Source organism: Sphingomonas sanguinis NBRC 13937 (assembly GCF_001591005.1).
Classification (GTDB): Bacteria; Pseudomonadota; Alphaproteobacteria; order Sphingomonadales; family Sphingomonadaceae; genus Sphingomonas; species Sphingomonas sanguinis.
In genome coordinates, this window is the sequence record NZ_BCTY01000001.1 from 58,598 (window position 1) to 71,415 (window position 12,818).

12 protein-coding genes are annotated in these 12,818 nt (G+C 65.4%); 5 read left to right on the forward strand and 7 right to left on the reverse strand.

Annotated elements, in window-relative coordinates; translation table 11 throughout:
- Nucleotides 1-3 precede the first annotated feature (3 nt).
- From SSA01S_RS00290 to smpB, 4 genes are all read right to left on the reverse strand, one after another.
- On the reverse strand, nucleotides 4-2,031 hold the full coding sequence (locus tag SSA01S_RS00290; protein WP_061778889.1) for a M13 family metallopeptidase: 2,028 nt from the start codon (nucleotides 2,029-2,031) through the stop codon (nucleotides 4-6).
- Between the two features lie 62 nt (nucleotides 2,032-2,093).
- Nucleotides 2,094-4,151 carry a M13 family metallopeptidase gene (locus tag SSA01S_RS00295; RefSeq protein ID WP_061778684.1) on the reverse strand — a complete coding sequence of 686 codons (2,058 nt, stop codon included), beginning with the start codon at nucleotides 4,149-4,151 and terminating at the stop codon, nucleotides 2,094-2,096.
- Between the two features lie 95 nt (nucleotides 4,152-4,246).
- Complete coding sequence (locus SSA01S_RS00300; protein ID WP_170171684.1) at nucleotides 4,247-4,822, reverse strand: DUF2062 domain-containing protein; 576 nt, start codon at nucleotides 4,820-4,822, stop codon at nucleotides 4,247-4,249.
- Nucleotides 4,822-5,301 (reverse strand): SsrA-binding protein SmpB, encoded by a 480-nt coding sequence (gene smpB, locus SSA01S_RS00305; RefSeq protein ID WP_007403364.1) that lies wholly within the window; start codon nucleotides 5,299-5,301, stop codon nucleotides 4,822-4,824. Before smpB ends, SSA01S_RS00300 begins: the two co-directional genes overlap by 1 nt.
- Before the next feature lie 124 nt (nucleotides 5,302-5,425).
- On the opposite strand from smpB, the gene SSA01S_RS00310 reads away from it, so the two are divergent.
- Entirely contained in the window at nucleotides 5,426-6,337 is a 912-nt protein-coding gene (locus SSA01S_RS00310) for an endo alpha-1,4 polygalactosaminidase (RefSeq protein ID WP_061778891.1), read from the forward strand.
- On the opposite strand, the gene SSA01S_RS00315 is transcribed toward SSA01S_RS00310, so the two are convergent.
- Entirely contained in the window at nucleotides 6,334-6,537 is a 204-nt protein-coding gene (locus tag SSA01S_RS00315) for a hypothetical protein (protein WP_156477598.1), read from the reverse strand. The two genes, SSA01S_RS00310 and SSA01S_RS00315, sit on opposite strands and share 4 nt — an antisense overlap.
- 191 nt (nucleotides 6,538-6,728) lie before the next feature.
- Complete coding sequence (gene dapA, locus SSA01S_RS00320; protein ID WP_061778686.1) at nucleotides 6,729-7,628, reverse strand: 4-hydroxy-tetrahydrodipicolinate synthase; 900 nt, start codon at nucleotides 7,626-7,628, stop codon at nucleotides 6,729-6,731.
- A gap of 80 nt (nucleotides 7,629-7,708) precedes the next feature.
- Here dapA and SSA01S_RS00325 point away from each other — a divergent pair, with 80 nt between their 5' ends.
- From SSA01S_RS00325 to SSA01S_RS00340, 4 genes are all read left to right on the forward strand, one after another.
- Nucleotides 7,709-9,715 carry a lytic transglycosylase domain-containing protein gene (locus tag SSA01S_RS00325; protein WP_061778687.1) on the forward strand — a complete coding sequence of 669 codons (2,007 nt, stop codon included), beginning with the start codon at nucleotides 7,709-7,711 and terminating at the stop codon, nucleotides 9,713-9,715.
- 30 nt (nucleotides 9,716-9,745) lie between these two features.
- The gene (gene greB / locus SSA01S_RS00330; RefSeq protein ID WP_061778688.1) at nucleotides 9,746-10,228 is read left to right on the forward strand and encodes a transcription elongation factor GreB; all 483 of its coding nucleotides are present in this window, start codon (nucleotides 9,746-9,748) and stop codon (nucleotides 10,226-10,228) included.
- Between the two features lie 113 nt (nucleotides 10,229-10,341).
- The gene (locus SSA01S_RS00335) at nucleotides 10,342-10,722 is read left to right on the forward strand and encodes a DoxX family protein (RefSeq protein WP_061778689.1); all 381 of its coding nucleotides are present in this window, start codon (nucleotides 10,342-10,344) and stop codon (nucleotides 10,720-10,722) included.
- A gap of 26 nt (nucleotides 10,723-10,748) precedes the next feature.
- Nucleotides 10,749-11,531, forward strand: coding sequence for an NYN domain-containing protein (locus SSA01S_RS00340; protein WP_058732352.1), 783 nt, complete (start codon nucleotides 10,749-10,751; stop codon nucleotides 11,529-11,531).
- A 21-nt stretch (nucleotides 11,532-11,552) separates the two neighbouring features.
- Here the strand turns inward: SSA01S_RS00340 and SSA01S_RS00345 are convergent, their stop codons facing one another.
- A complete protein-coding gene (locus tag SSA01S_RS00345) occupies nucleotides 11,553-12,737 on the reverse strand; it encodes a sensor histidine kinase (protein WP_206378986.1) in 1,185 nt (394 codons plus the stop codon).
- Nucleotides 12,738-12,818: the final 81 nt, after the last annotated feature.

Sequence of the window (12,818 nt, forward strand, 5' to 3'; positions counted from 1 at the left end):
GGTTTACCAGATACGGACGCGCTGCTCGGGCGTCAGATACAGCTTGTCGCTGGGCTTGGGGCTGTAGGCACCGTACCAGGGGTCGAGATTGCGGACGACCCAGGCGCGCTGCTGTGACGGGGAATGCGGATCGGTCAGCAGGCGGTTGCGCAGATTGGCCTCGCGATAATTGCGCCGCCACACCTGCGCCCAGCCCAGATAGAAGCGCTGGTCGCCGGTAAAGCCGTCGATCACCGGAGCCGTCTTGCCGCCCAGCGAGGCGTGATAGGCGTCATACGCCACCGACAGCCCCGCCAGATCAGCGACATTCTCGCCCAGCGTCAGAGCCCCCTTCACATGCAGGCCGGGCAGCGGCTCATAGGCGTCATACTGCTTCACCAGCGCGCCCGTGCGCGCCTTGAACGCCGTGACATCGGCGGGCGTCCACCAGTCGGTCAACTGGCCCTTGGCATCGAACTTCGATCCCTGGTCATCGAAATGATGGCTGAGTTCGTGACCGATCACCGCGCCGATACCGCCATAATTGACCGCCGGATCGGCTTTGGGATCGAAGAAGGGCGGTTGCAGGATGGCGGCCGGGAACACGATCTCGACCATGCCGAAATTGGCATAGGCGTTGACCGTCATCGGGGTCATGCCCCATTCCCAGCGCTGGATCGGCTTGCCGAGATGGCCGATATTCTCCTCATGCCGCCACTGGGCGGCGCGCAACGCGTTGCCGAACGCGTCGCCGGAGACGATCTTCAGTCCCGAATAATCCTTCCAGCGATCGGGATAGCCGATCTTGGGCGTGAAGGCGGCCAGCTTGGCATGCGCCTTCGCCTTGGTTTCCGGGGCCATCCAGTCGAGCTGGTCGATCCGCTTGCCCATCGCGGTCAAGACGTTCTTCACCAGCGCATCGGCGGCCAGCTTCGTCGCAGGCGGGAAATAGCGCGCGACGTAGACCTTGCTCACCTCATCCGACAGCGCGCTGCTGGTGAAGTCGACGGCGCGCTTCCACCGTTCCTGCTGCTGCGGGGTGCCTGACAGGACGGTGCCGTAAAAGGCGAACTGCTCGCGGTCGAACTGGGCGGGCAGGACATCGGCGAACTCGTCGAGCGAGCGGAGCAGCAACTGGTCCTTCAACACCGCGATCGGCGTCGACTGGATAAGGGCGGCGATGCCCGTCACCGCCGTCGGCTGCGCGACGACCAGCGTATCGACCGGCGTGCCCACGCCCTTCAAATAGGTCGCGAAGTCGAAGCCGGGCGCGCTCTTCGCCAGATCGGCCACGGTCATCTTGTTGTAGGTCTTGGTCCGATCGCGGCTGTCGATCCGGGTCCAGTGGACCTTGGCGATCTCCGTCTCGAAGGCGACGACCGCCTGGGCCCGCGCCTCGGCATCCGGCTCGCCCGCCATGGTCAGCATCTTGGACAGATGGGCCTGATAGGCCGCGCGCTGGGCGGCGATCTTCGGATCGTTGCTGAGGTAATAATCGCGATCCGGCATCCCCAGACCGGCCTGACGCAAACCGACGGTGTAGAGATTGGGCTGGCGGGCATCCTGCCCGACGCCCGAGCCGAAGGGGATACCCACACCGTTGCGATCCGCCTCGGCGAGCAAAGCGGCATAACCCGACTTGTCGTTCAGCCCCTTGATCCGGTTCAGCCAGGGCTGGATCGGTGCCAGGCCCTTGGCCTCGATCGCCGCGGTGTCGAGATAGGTGGCATAGGCAGTGCCGATCTGGTTCCGCTGCCCCTTGGCCTGTTCCAGGATCGTATGGGTGCGCTCCCGCGACAGGTCGGCGAGCTTGTCGAACGCGCCATAGCTGGACTTGTCAGCCGGGATCGCGGTGGTCTTCGCCCATTCGCCATTGGCAAAGGCATAGAAGTCGTCGCCGGGGCTGACCGACTTATCCATGCCCTTCTCGTCGAAGCCGAAACGCCCATAGGTCGGGCCCTTCGAGGCGGCGGGGCTGGTCTGCGCGTTCAGCGCCACAGCACCGGTGATCGCGGTCGCGCCCAATAGCGCGGCGATGGCCAAGCTCTTCATCATTCTCTCCGAAACCAAAAAAACGGCTCCCCGGTCGTCGCCGGGGAGCCTTGTTCAAGCGATCACCAGATGCGGACGCGCTGCTGCGGCGTCAGGGCCATCTTGTCGGTCGGCTTGACGCCGAACGCCGCGTACCAGGGGTCGAGGTTGCGCACGGTCAGCACGCGCTCATGGCCCGGCGAATGCGGATCGGACAGCAACGCCTGGCGCAGCGCCGGTTCGCGCCACTTGGTCCGCCACACCTGCGCCCAGCCATAATAGAAGCGCTGGTCGCCCGTCGTGCCGTCGATGATCGGCGCGGGCTTGCCGCCCAGCGACTTGTGATAGGCGTCGAGCGCCACGGTCAGACCCGCCAGATCGGCGATATTCTCGCCCAGCGTCAGCTCACCCTGGACATGCTGGCCGGGCAGCGGTTCGTAACCATCATACTGCTTCACCAATGCGTCGGTGAAGGTCTTGAAGCGGGACACGTCCTGCGGCGTCCACCAGTCGGTTAGCTTGCCGGTCGCGTCATACTTGCGGCCCTGATCGTCGAAGTGATGGCTGATCTCGTGCCCGATCACCGCGCCGATGCCGCCATAGTTCACCGCCGGATCGGCCTTCGGATCGAAGAAGGGCGGCTGCAGGATCGCCGCCGGGAACACGATCTCGTTCATCGGCGGGTTGGCATAGGCGTTGATCGTCATCGGCGTCATGAACCACTCGCCACGATCGATCGGCTGGCCCAGCTTGTTCAGGTCCCGCTGGAACTCGAAGGCGTTGGCGCGCGCGACATTGCCGACCAGATCGCCACGCTGAATCTGCAGCGCGGAATAATCCTTCCACTTGTCGGGATAACCGATCTTGGGCGTGAAGGCTGCAAGCTTGGCCAGCGCCTTCTGCTTGGTCGCGGGCGCCATCCATTCCAGATTGCGCAGGCGGTCGCCCATCGCCGAGATCAGGTTCTTGACCAGCGCGTCGGCAGCGGCCTTCGATTCCGGCGGGAAGTATTTGGCGACATATTGCTTGCCGACTTCCTCGCCCAGGCCGTTGGAGACCAGGCCGACACCCCGCTTCCACCGTGCCTGCTGCTCGGGCGTGCCCGACAGAGTGGTGCCATAGAAGGCGAAGTTGGTCTTGTCGAAATCGCTCGACAGGTAACCGGCATAGCTGCGCAGGACCTTCAGCATCGCATAGTCCTGAAGGACGTTCAGCGGCGCTTCGCTGTAGAGCTTGGCCTCGCCGGTGATCGCGCTGGGCTGTGCGACCAGATAGGCGGGACGCCCCGACACGCCCATCGTCTGCATATACTGCGCCCAGGGGAAGCCCGGTGCCTTGGCGGCGAAGTCGGCGGCCGTCCACTTGTTATAGGTCTTGTCAGCGTCGCGGCTCTCGATCCGGGTCCAGTGGACACCAGCCAGTGCCTTTTCGAAGTTGAAGACGGCCGCCGCGCGCGCCTCGGCATTCTGCTCGCCCGCCAACGTCAGCATCTTGGCGAGATAGGCCTGATAGGCGGTGCGTACGCTCGCCAGCTTGGCGTCGTCCTTCAGATAATAATCGCGGTCAGGCAGGCCCAGGCCGCTCTGGCCGAAGCTGGGGATATAGGTATCTGGGGCCTTGTCGTCCTGGCCGATATAGACGCCGAAGGGCGAGCCGACGCCTTGACGCTGGAGCTTGGCCATTTCGATGGCCAGTGCGTCCCGGTCCTTGGTCGCGCGCAGCTGCTCCAGCCAGGGCTTGACCGGGGTCACGCCCTTTGCGTTGACGGCGGCCTCGTCCATGAAGCTGGCGTAGAAGTCACCGGCCTTGTTGCCGGGCTGCTTCGTGGCTTCGTCCAGGATCGTGCGGGTCTGCTCCAGCGAGCGGTCCTGCAGGACGTGGAACATGCCATAGGAGGAACGGTCGGCGGGGATCGTCGTCGCCTTGTACCAGGTGCCGTTCGCATAATCGAAGAAATCGTCGCCCGGCTTCACCGCCGTGTCGCGGCCCGCCATGTCGAAGCCGAAATCGCCGATTTCCGGACCATTCTTGGCGTTGGGCTTGACCGGGGCGACGGCGGCCTTGTCGACGGGGTTCTTCGTCTGGGCAACGACAGGGGAAATGGCGGTCGTGAGGAGGGCGGCGATCAGCAGAGAGCGCATCTGAATTCCCAAAAAGGATTGTGATAGCGCTGTTGTAGCGAGACGATACGCCTAGTCAAACCGTTAGAAAGACACGCCAAACCGAGATACCGCTATCAAATTGCGGGCGATCTCCGACGGTTGCGCCATTTGCGGGCAATCCATACCCGCCAGCCCAGGGCCGATGCCAGATAGCCCACCACCGCGCATCCGGCAGTCAGGACGCACAGGCCCAGGCCAAAGGCAGGCCCCTGCTCCCACAACCAGTGAAAGGCGCTCAACGCCCATTGCAGCCAGCCCGTCGCGGCCTCTGCCACCGGCTGGGTGTTGATCGGCGTCTCGCTGCGCAGCAGGAAGGTGCCGATGCGATAGGCGATCAGCCACAAAAGCGGCGTGGTCAGCGGATTGGTGATGAAGGTCGTCAGCGCCGCGACCGGAACATTGGCGCGAAACGGCAGGGCAAAGACCGCCGCGATGGCGATCTGCGCGACCGGAAACAGGAACCCGGCCACGACACCCAGCGCAACGCCGCGCGGCACCGAGCGCCGCGTAAAGCGCCACAGCTCGGGCGCAAGCACGCGGTGCGCTACCGGCCGGAGCAGCCGGTTGTTCTCCATCGAATCGCGGGTCGGCATGTTGCGGCGGACCCAGGCCATGGAACGGCCCCACATGGTGGGCACGGCCGAAGCCATCAGCCGCGGTCGCGCAGGATGCGGCCCTGCTCGCGCTTCCAGTCGCGTTCCTTGATCGAATCGCGCTTGTCGTGCGCTTTCTTGCCCTTCGCCAATGCCAGCTCCACCTTCGCGCGACCGCGCGAGTTGAAATAGATCATCAGTGGCACCAGGGTCATGCCCTCGCGCGCCACCGCACCGTGGAGCTTGTTTATTTCGCGCTCATGAAGGAGCAATTTACGCGGCCGCTTCGCCTCGTGATTGAAGCGGTTGCCATGGCTGAATTCCGGCACGTTGGAATTGACCAGCCACACCTCTTCGCCGCGCACCTCGGCGTAGGACTCCGCGATCGATCCCTCGCCGAAGCGAAGCGATTTCACCTCGGTCCCGGTCAGGGCGATACCAGCCTCATAGGTGGTCTCGATGGCATAATCGAAGCGGGCGCGCCGGTTCTCGGCGACGATCTTCTTCTTGTCGAACGTTTGGGGTTTCGGGCGCATGGACGGGCCGATGTAGGCGCTTGGAGCCCGCGTGAAAAGCCGGTCGCGACGGTCTGTCCCGTTTCCGGGCGCGAGCGGCGATGCAACGGTGGTCAAGCGGGCCGCGCTGTCGCATGGCCAAGCCATGGGCAACACACGGAATCATCCCGTCTTCGCACGGTGGATCGGCGGTCTGGCCGCGGGGCTTTGCGTCGCGACGGCCAGTGCTTGCGGCGGCGGCGGTGGGGGCGAAGACCCCGCCCCCATCATTTCGCCAACACCCTCGCCGCAGCCCTCTGCTTCGCCCAGCCCGACCGGCAGCGCCAGCAACTGGTGGCGACCGGCCCGCGCGACCAGTTGGCAGTGGCAGCTCAGCGGGACACTCAACACCCGCTACGACGTCGCGGTCTATGATATCGACCTGTTCACCACCGATGCCGCCACCATCGCGGCGCTGCACGGGCAGGGTCGCCGGGTCGTCTGCTATTTTTCGGCGGGCAGTTCGGAAAAGGGGCGGCCCGACGATGCGCTGATCCCCAGTTCGGATCGCGGCAAGGTGCTGAGCGGTTGGCCCGACGAACGCTGGCTGAAGACCGATTCGGCGACGGTGCGAAAGGTGATGGCCGCCCGGCTCGATCTCGCGCGGGCCAAGGGCTGCGATGCGGTCGAGCCGGACAATGTCGACGGCTATGCCAATGACAACGGCTTGGGCCTGACCGCCGCGATGCAGCTCGACTATAACCGTTTCCTGGCGAGCGAGGCCCATGCCCGGGGGCTGGGCGTCGGACTGAAGAATGACACCGACCAGCTCGCGCTGCTCCAGCCTGCGTTCGACTTCGCGATCAACGAACAATGCCATGAATATGACGAATGCGGCGGCTATGCGGTGTTCCTCGACGCGGGCAAGCCGGTGTTCGTCGCCGAATATGCCGACCGCTATCGCACCAACAGTAATGGCGCACGCGACGCGATGTGCGCCGCCTCTCGCCAGCAGGGTCTTCGCACGCTGGTCCTGCCGCTGGCACTGGACGACAGCTATCGCTTCGCCTGCGATTAATGCCTGCGCGGACCGCCGAGCGGGATCTTGAGGCGGATCATCGCCCGGTTGCTAGAGAAGCTGCCGACCCCGGCCTGCTCGACCTCGGCGGATAGCGTGCCGACACCGGAAATGTCGGTGCGGGCCTTGGGCAGCGTGAAGGGGCGCGAATAGTCCGGGATGGTGCCGATGCGATCGGCGTCGGAGGATCGGCCGCACACCACCACATCGTCACCATTATCGCTGGGCGGGCAGCGACGTGTGGTAGGCGCGCGGCGGGGCGCGGGAAGTACGGGCCCGGCACCGCACCGGCTTGCAAGGCCATCAACACCACCGTCCACATGGGCCGCCGCTCCCTTACGCCATCGACGAAGCGATGCTGACGCAGGAATGCGGCGGAAACGCGGCCGGGTCAGATCAGTCCGGCATGGGCCAGGGCAGCGTCGACCTGGGCCCGCGCCGCCTCGGACGGCCAGGTCATCGGCAGGCGCACGCCTTGCGGGAAATGCGGCAGGATGCGGCTGAGCGCGTACTTCACCGGGCCCGGCGACGCATCGACGAACATCGCCTCGTGCAGCGGGAACAGGCGGTCGTGCAGCTCCAGCGCACGCGCCATCTCGCCCGCCGCGCACGCTGCTTGGAACTCGGCACACAAGCGCGGCGCAACATTGGCCGTTACCGAGATACACCCCACCCCGCCCATCGCATTGAAGGCGAGCGCCAGATCGTCATTTCCCGAGAGCTGACAGAAATCCGGGCCCAGCGCTCCGCGATGATGCGACACCCGCGCCAACGCACCGCTGGCATCCTTGACGCCGACAAAGACCTTGGGCGCGGCCTGCACCACACGGATCAGCGTCGCAGGCTGGATATCGGTCACGGTCCGGCCGGGCACGTTGTAGAGTACGATCGGCAGCGGCGCGTTCTTCGCCAGTTCGGCGAAGTGAAGGGCGATGCCCTCCTGGCTCGGCCGATTGTAATAGGGCGGCACCATCAGCGCGGCGTCGGCGCCCGCTTCCTGCGCGGCCTTCAGGTTCTCGATCGCGACGATCGTGTCGTTCGAGCCTGCGCCCGCGATCACCGGCACCCTACCCCGCGCCTGGTCGACGCAGATGCGGACGACATGGAAATGCTCGTCCTTGGGCATGGTCGCCGCCTCGCCCGTCGTCCCGCACGCGACCAGCGCGGTCGAGCCCTCGGCGATCTGCCATTCGACGAAATCGCGGAATTTCGCTTCGTCGAACGCTCCGCCGACATGACCGTCCTGATCGTCGAACGGCGTCACGAGCGCCGGTATGGACCCTGAAAACATGAGAGGAAATGCGCTCCTGCTGCGCCGAATGGGACACTTTGTTCAGGACATGTACGGGTAGAGTCCCTATTCTGTCCACCATGATGGCATTAACGAAGGCGGGGGCGCTCCTCGCGACATTGGCGGGATCGATGGTCTCGCCGGGCGGGCAGGACCAGCTCGACCGGTATCGCACCCAGATGGCGAATATGAGCCCGAACCAGAGCACGGCGGTCATGCCGTCTGCGGCCGACGGCGCGATCGCCGCCGCACTGGCCCAGTGGCGCGCGCTGCAACAGACCGATGCGCTGCCCTTCGACAGCTATGCCGGGTTCCTGATGGCGCATCCCGGCTGGCCCGGTGAAGCGGGCATTCGCCGCGCCGCCGAGCGGCAGGCGGCGAACTTCACCGCCGCGCCGTCCAGCATCGTGTCCTATTTCCGCCGCTTCCCGCCCCAATCGGCGACGGGCGGCGTGGCCTATGCCCGAGCGCTGCTGGCCACCGGAGCGCCGGGCGAAGCGGCGCAGGCCGCGCGCACCGCATGGCGGCGGGGCACGCTGTCGCCGACCGACGAGGCGCTGGTGATGACCAGCTTCGCCTCGGCGCTGACGCCGGAGGATCATGATGCGCGCATGGATGCGTTGCTCTGGTCGGGACAGACCAGCGCGGCCGCGCGCCAGCTCGGTTATACCAGCGCAGCACGGCGGCCGGTCTTCGCCGCCCGGCTTGCCTTCCGCACCAAGTCGGCCGATGCCGCCAGCCTCTCGGCCTCGACCGCCGAGCTTTATGCCAATGATGCGGGCTATGTCGCCGACCGGGCCCTGTGGCTGCGCGATACGGGCGACAGCCTGACCGCGCGCTCCTGGCTGGCGCGCAGTCGCCAGCTGTCGGTGCGACCGGGCAATGTCGAGAAATTCTACGAAGCGCTGCTGGTCAATGCCCGTGCGGCCTCGGCTGACGGACAGCTCCAGACCGCCTACGACATCGCGCGGCAGGTCGACGATGCCTATCCGGCGGGGACCGATGTCTCGACCAAGCCCTATGGCGAGCGCGACGACTATACCAGCCTGGTATGGCTGGCCGGGCAGACCGCGATGAAGCTGGCCCGGCCCGCCGATGCGATGACGCTGTTCGACCGTTACGGCCGCGGCAGCCAATCGCCGCAGACGCGCGCCAAGGGCTTTTACTGGGCGGGTCGCGCGGCGGAAGCGGCCGGGCGGTCGCTCGAAGCGTCGGGCTATTACAACCGCGCCGCGCAATATCGCGACCAATTCTATGGTCAGCTGGCACTGGAGCGGACCGGCCGTCCGCTGGTCGCGCCGCCCGCCATTGCCGCGACCAATGTCGCGCCCACCGCCCGCGCCGCCTTCGACGCGCGCGAGACGGTGCGCGCCGCCAAGTTCCTGGGCCAGATCGGCCAGTGGCAGGACCAGACCGCCTTCGTCCGCCAGATCGCGGCGGATGCGCAGAGCGAGACCGACCATCTGCTCGCCGCCGACCTGTCACGTACGATCAACCGACCCGATCTGGCGGTGATGGTCGGGCGCAGCGCCATGCAGAACGGGCTGACCGACTATTCGGCCGCCGGTTTCCCCACCGTGCCCGTGCCCGCAGGCTATGAGCAAAGCTGGACGATCATCCACGCCATCGCCCGCCAGGAGAGCCAGTTCGACCGCGCCGCCGTCAGCCATGCCGGGGCGCGGGGCCTGATGCAGCTGATGCCCGCCACCGCCGCCGAACAGTCGGGCAAGATCGGACTTGCCTATTCGCCCGCATCACTGACCGCCGATCCGAGCCTGTCGATCCAGCTTGGTGCCAGCTATTTCGAGCGAATCCGCAATAATTTCGGCAGCTATCCCCTGGCCATCGCGGCCTATAATGCGGGCGGCGGCAATGTGAACAAATGGCTACGTGCCAATGGCGATCCGCGCACCGGTACGGTCGATATCGTCGACTGGATCGAGGCCATTCCCTATGCCGAGACGCGCAATTACGTCCAGCGGGTGCTGGAAAATGCGGTCGTCTATGACCTGATGAACCCGGCCCGTGCCACCAGCCGGGGGCCGACGCCGCTCAGCTGGTATCTCGGCAAGTCACGGCCGGGTTGATCGCGGGCGTAGGCGCGATAGAGCGGCGGGATGGACCGTCCCAACTATATCACGCCAGCGGGTTACGCCGCGCTTCGTCAGGAATATGAGGCGCTGTTCGCGGTCGAGCGGCCTAAGCTGGTCGACACGATTGCCTGGGCGGCGGGCAATGGCGACCGGTCGGAAAATGGCGACTATATCTATGGTCGCAAGCGCCTGCGTGAAATCGACCGGCGGCTGGGCTGGCTGTCCAAGCGGATGAAGGCTGCCAAGGTCATCGATCCCGCCCGGCAGGAGGATCGCAGCAAGGTGTGGTTCGGCGCGACCGTCACCATCGCCGACGAGGACGACAACGAACGCGTGCTGACGCTGGTCGGCGATGACGAAGCCGATGCGGGCCAGGGCCGGGTGGGCTGGAACGCGCCGCTGGTCCGGGCGCTGCGGGGCGCTGCGGTCGGCGACCTGCGGCGCGTGACGCTGCCTGCGGGGGAGCGGGAATATGAGGTAACGGCGATTACCTATCCCGATCCATAAGCGCATCTGCAACGGATCGTTTCGCATCCGGTTCTTGCTGCCGTTCAGGCCGGTGGCAAAATGCTGACCAAGGAAGCGCGATCGTCGCGGCCCTTCGTCACCGAGTATTCGCCATGCCCATTCCCGCCCGCTTCTCCGCCCCGCTTCTGTCCCTGTTCCGCGCTGTGTTCGGCCTGATGTTCCTGGCGCATGGCGTGTCGAAATTCTTCGCCATCCCGCCCTTTCCCATGCCGCTCAATCCGCTGCTGACGGTTGCGGGTGTGCTGGAGCTGGTAGGCGGTGGCCTGTTGTCCATCGGCCTGTTCACCCGGCCGGTGGCCTTCCTTCTCTCGGGGCAGATGGCGGTTGCCTATTTCATGGCCCATGCGCCCCAGGGCTTCCTGCCGCTCGCCAATGGGGGCGAGGCGGCGATCCTCTATTGCTTCGCCTTCCTGTATCTGGCGGCGGCCGGTGGTGGATCGATCGGGGTCGATGCAATGCGCCGTGGCAGCTGACCCTGCGCTCTGATAGGCAGGGCGTCATGAACGCCCTGACCCGCAACATTGCGCTGCTCATCGATGCCGACAATGCCCAGTCGGCCGCCATCGACCCCGTGCTGACCGTCCTGGCGGAGCTGGGCACGGTCAATGTGCGCCGGGCCTATGGCAACTGGTCCAAGCCCGGCCTGAAGGGTTGGCGCGACGTCATGGTCAAGCACGGGATCGAGCCGCAGCAGCAGTTCGACCTGACCAAGGGCAAGAATGCCACCGATATGAAGATGACCATCGACGCGATGGACCTTCTGTTCCGGGGGCGGATCGACGGGTTCGGCATCATGTCGTCGGACAGCGACTTCATGCCGCTGGCCACCCGCATCCGGCAGGACGGCTTCCCCGTATATGGCTTCGGCAATTCCCGCACGCCGGAGGCCTTCAAGCAGGCGTGCAGCCGCTTCATCGATGTCGGCGCGCTGATCAACGAAACACCCCGACCCGAACGCGCCAGTGGCAAGCCTACTCCCGCCGACGTGCCGCTGGCCGATTCGCTGCCGCCCTCGATCGAACAGTCCAAGCGGACGGCGGGCACGCCGCGCCCGATCGACGACGAACTGCTCAAGCTGCTGGTCGATGCCTATAATTCGGTCAAGCGCGACGAACGCGGCTTTGCCAGCCTGTCGGCGATGGGTCAACTGGCGGGCAATCGTTCCAGCTTCGACACACGCAACTACGGCTTCAAGCGGCTGTCCGACCTGATCGAGGCGGTGCCGAACTTCCAGACCGAACGGCGCGAGGACGGCCGGACCTTCGTGAAGCGGGTGCGGTAACGATGCCCCCGAGGGGCAACGTTAATCCCTCGGGTCCGGCATGGTCAGCGTCGCACAGGTCCCGGGCTCCGCATTCTCGAATCGCACCTCGCCGCGGAGCTGCCGCGCAAGGCTCGAGATCATCCGCATGCCCAGGCTGTGGCGCGAGGCCGCCTTCATGTCGAAATTGGCGGGCATTCCCTTGCCCTCGTCGCGCACCGACAGGATGATATGGCCGTCGCGGGCATGCAGCGACACATGGATCGTCCCGCCCTCTTCGCCATAAGCATATTTGATCGCGTTGGTCAGCAGTTCGGTCAGCATAAGGCCGATCGGAATGGCGGTATCGGCGTTCATCTCGATCGCCTCGATATCGCACTGCACCTGATGCTGCTGCGACTGTTCGGCTAGCTGCTCTGCAATACCGCAAGCCAGATCGTCCAGCGACACCATGCCGACCCGCTCGCTGCGCCACAGCCGATCGTGCGTCTGCGCGATGGCTGCGATCCGCGCCTGCGCATCGTTGAGCATGCGTAGAACGCGAGGATCGTCGTCCTCCTGCTTCTGAAGGTTGAGCATGGCCGACACCAGCGCCAGGCTGTTCTTCACCCGGTGGCTGGCCTCGCGGGTCAGCAATTGCTGATGCTCGACCGCCTCGGCCAGGCGGCGCTCCGCCTCCTGACGTTCGATCGCGACGCCGATCAGGTTGGCAAAACCCTGCATGAAGGCGAGGTCGGCCTCCTCGAACCGCCCTTCGTCGGGACTATCGACTTCCAGCACGCCATAACGCTGGCCGGACGCCTCGACGAGCACATTGATCGCACGGCGGATCTTGTGATCGGCCATGAACTGCGGCGTGCGAAACCGCTCTTCCTGGTCGAGATGGTTGGAGATGACCCCCTGCCCGGTCTGGAGCGCGAACCCGGCCGGGGAGCCCAAATCGGTGCGCATCTCGGTCGAACCGACCACGCCCGGCCCCCAGCCGACCCCGGTGCGGACCAGCAGCGTTTCGCGTTCCGGCTTATATTCCAGGAACTTGCAGAAAGAAGATCGCATCCCTTCTGCGCATAATTCGGTTGCCCGCTGCAGCATGGGATCGAGATCGCGAGCGCGCAGCGCCTCGATGCCAAAGGCGGCAAGGACCGATTGCTGGCGAAGCCGGTAATGCAACTGTCCTGCGCTGGCGACCTCCTGATCGTCACCCTGCGCCTGTTCCACCACCGCCATTCCCGCTCGAACCCCTTATTTCTCTTGTTGCGATAACGAATAAATTGGGATTTCGCCGCATTCTTTTAAACCCAGGATAGG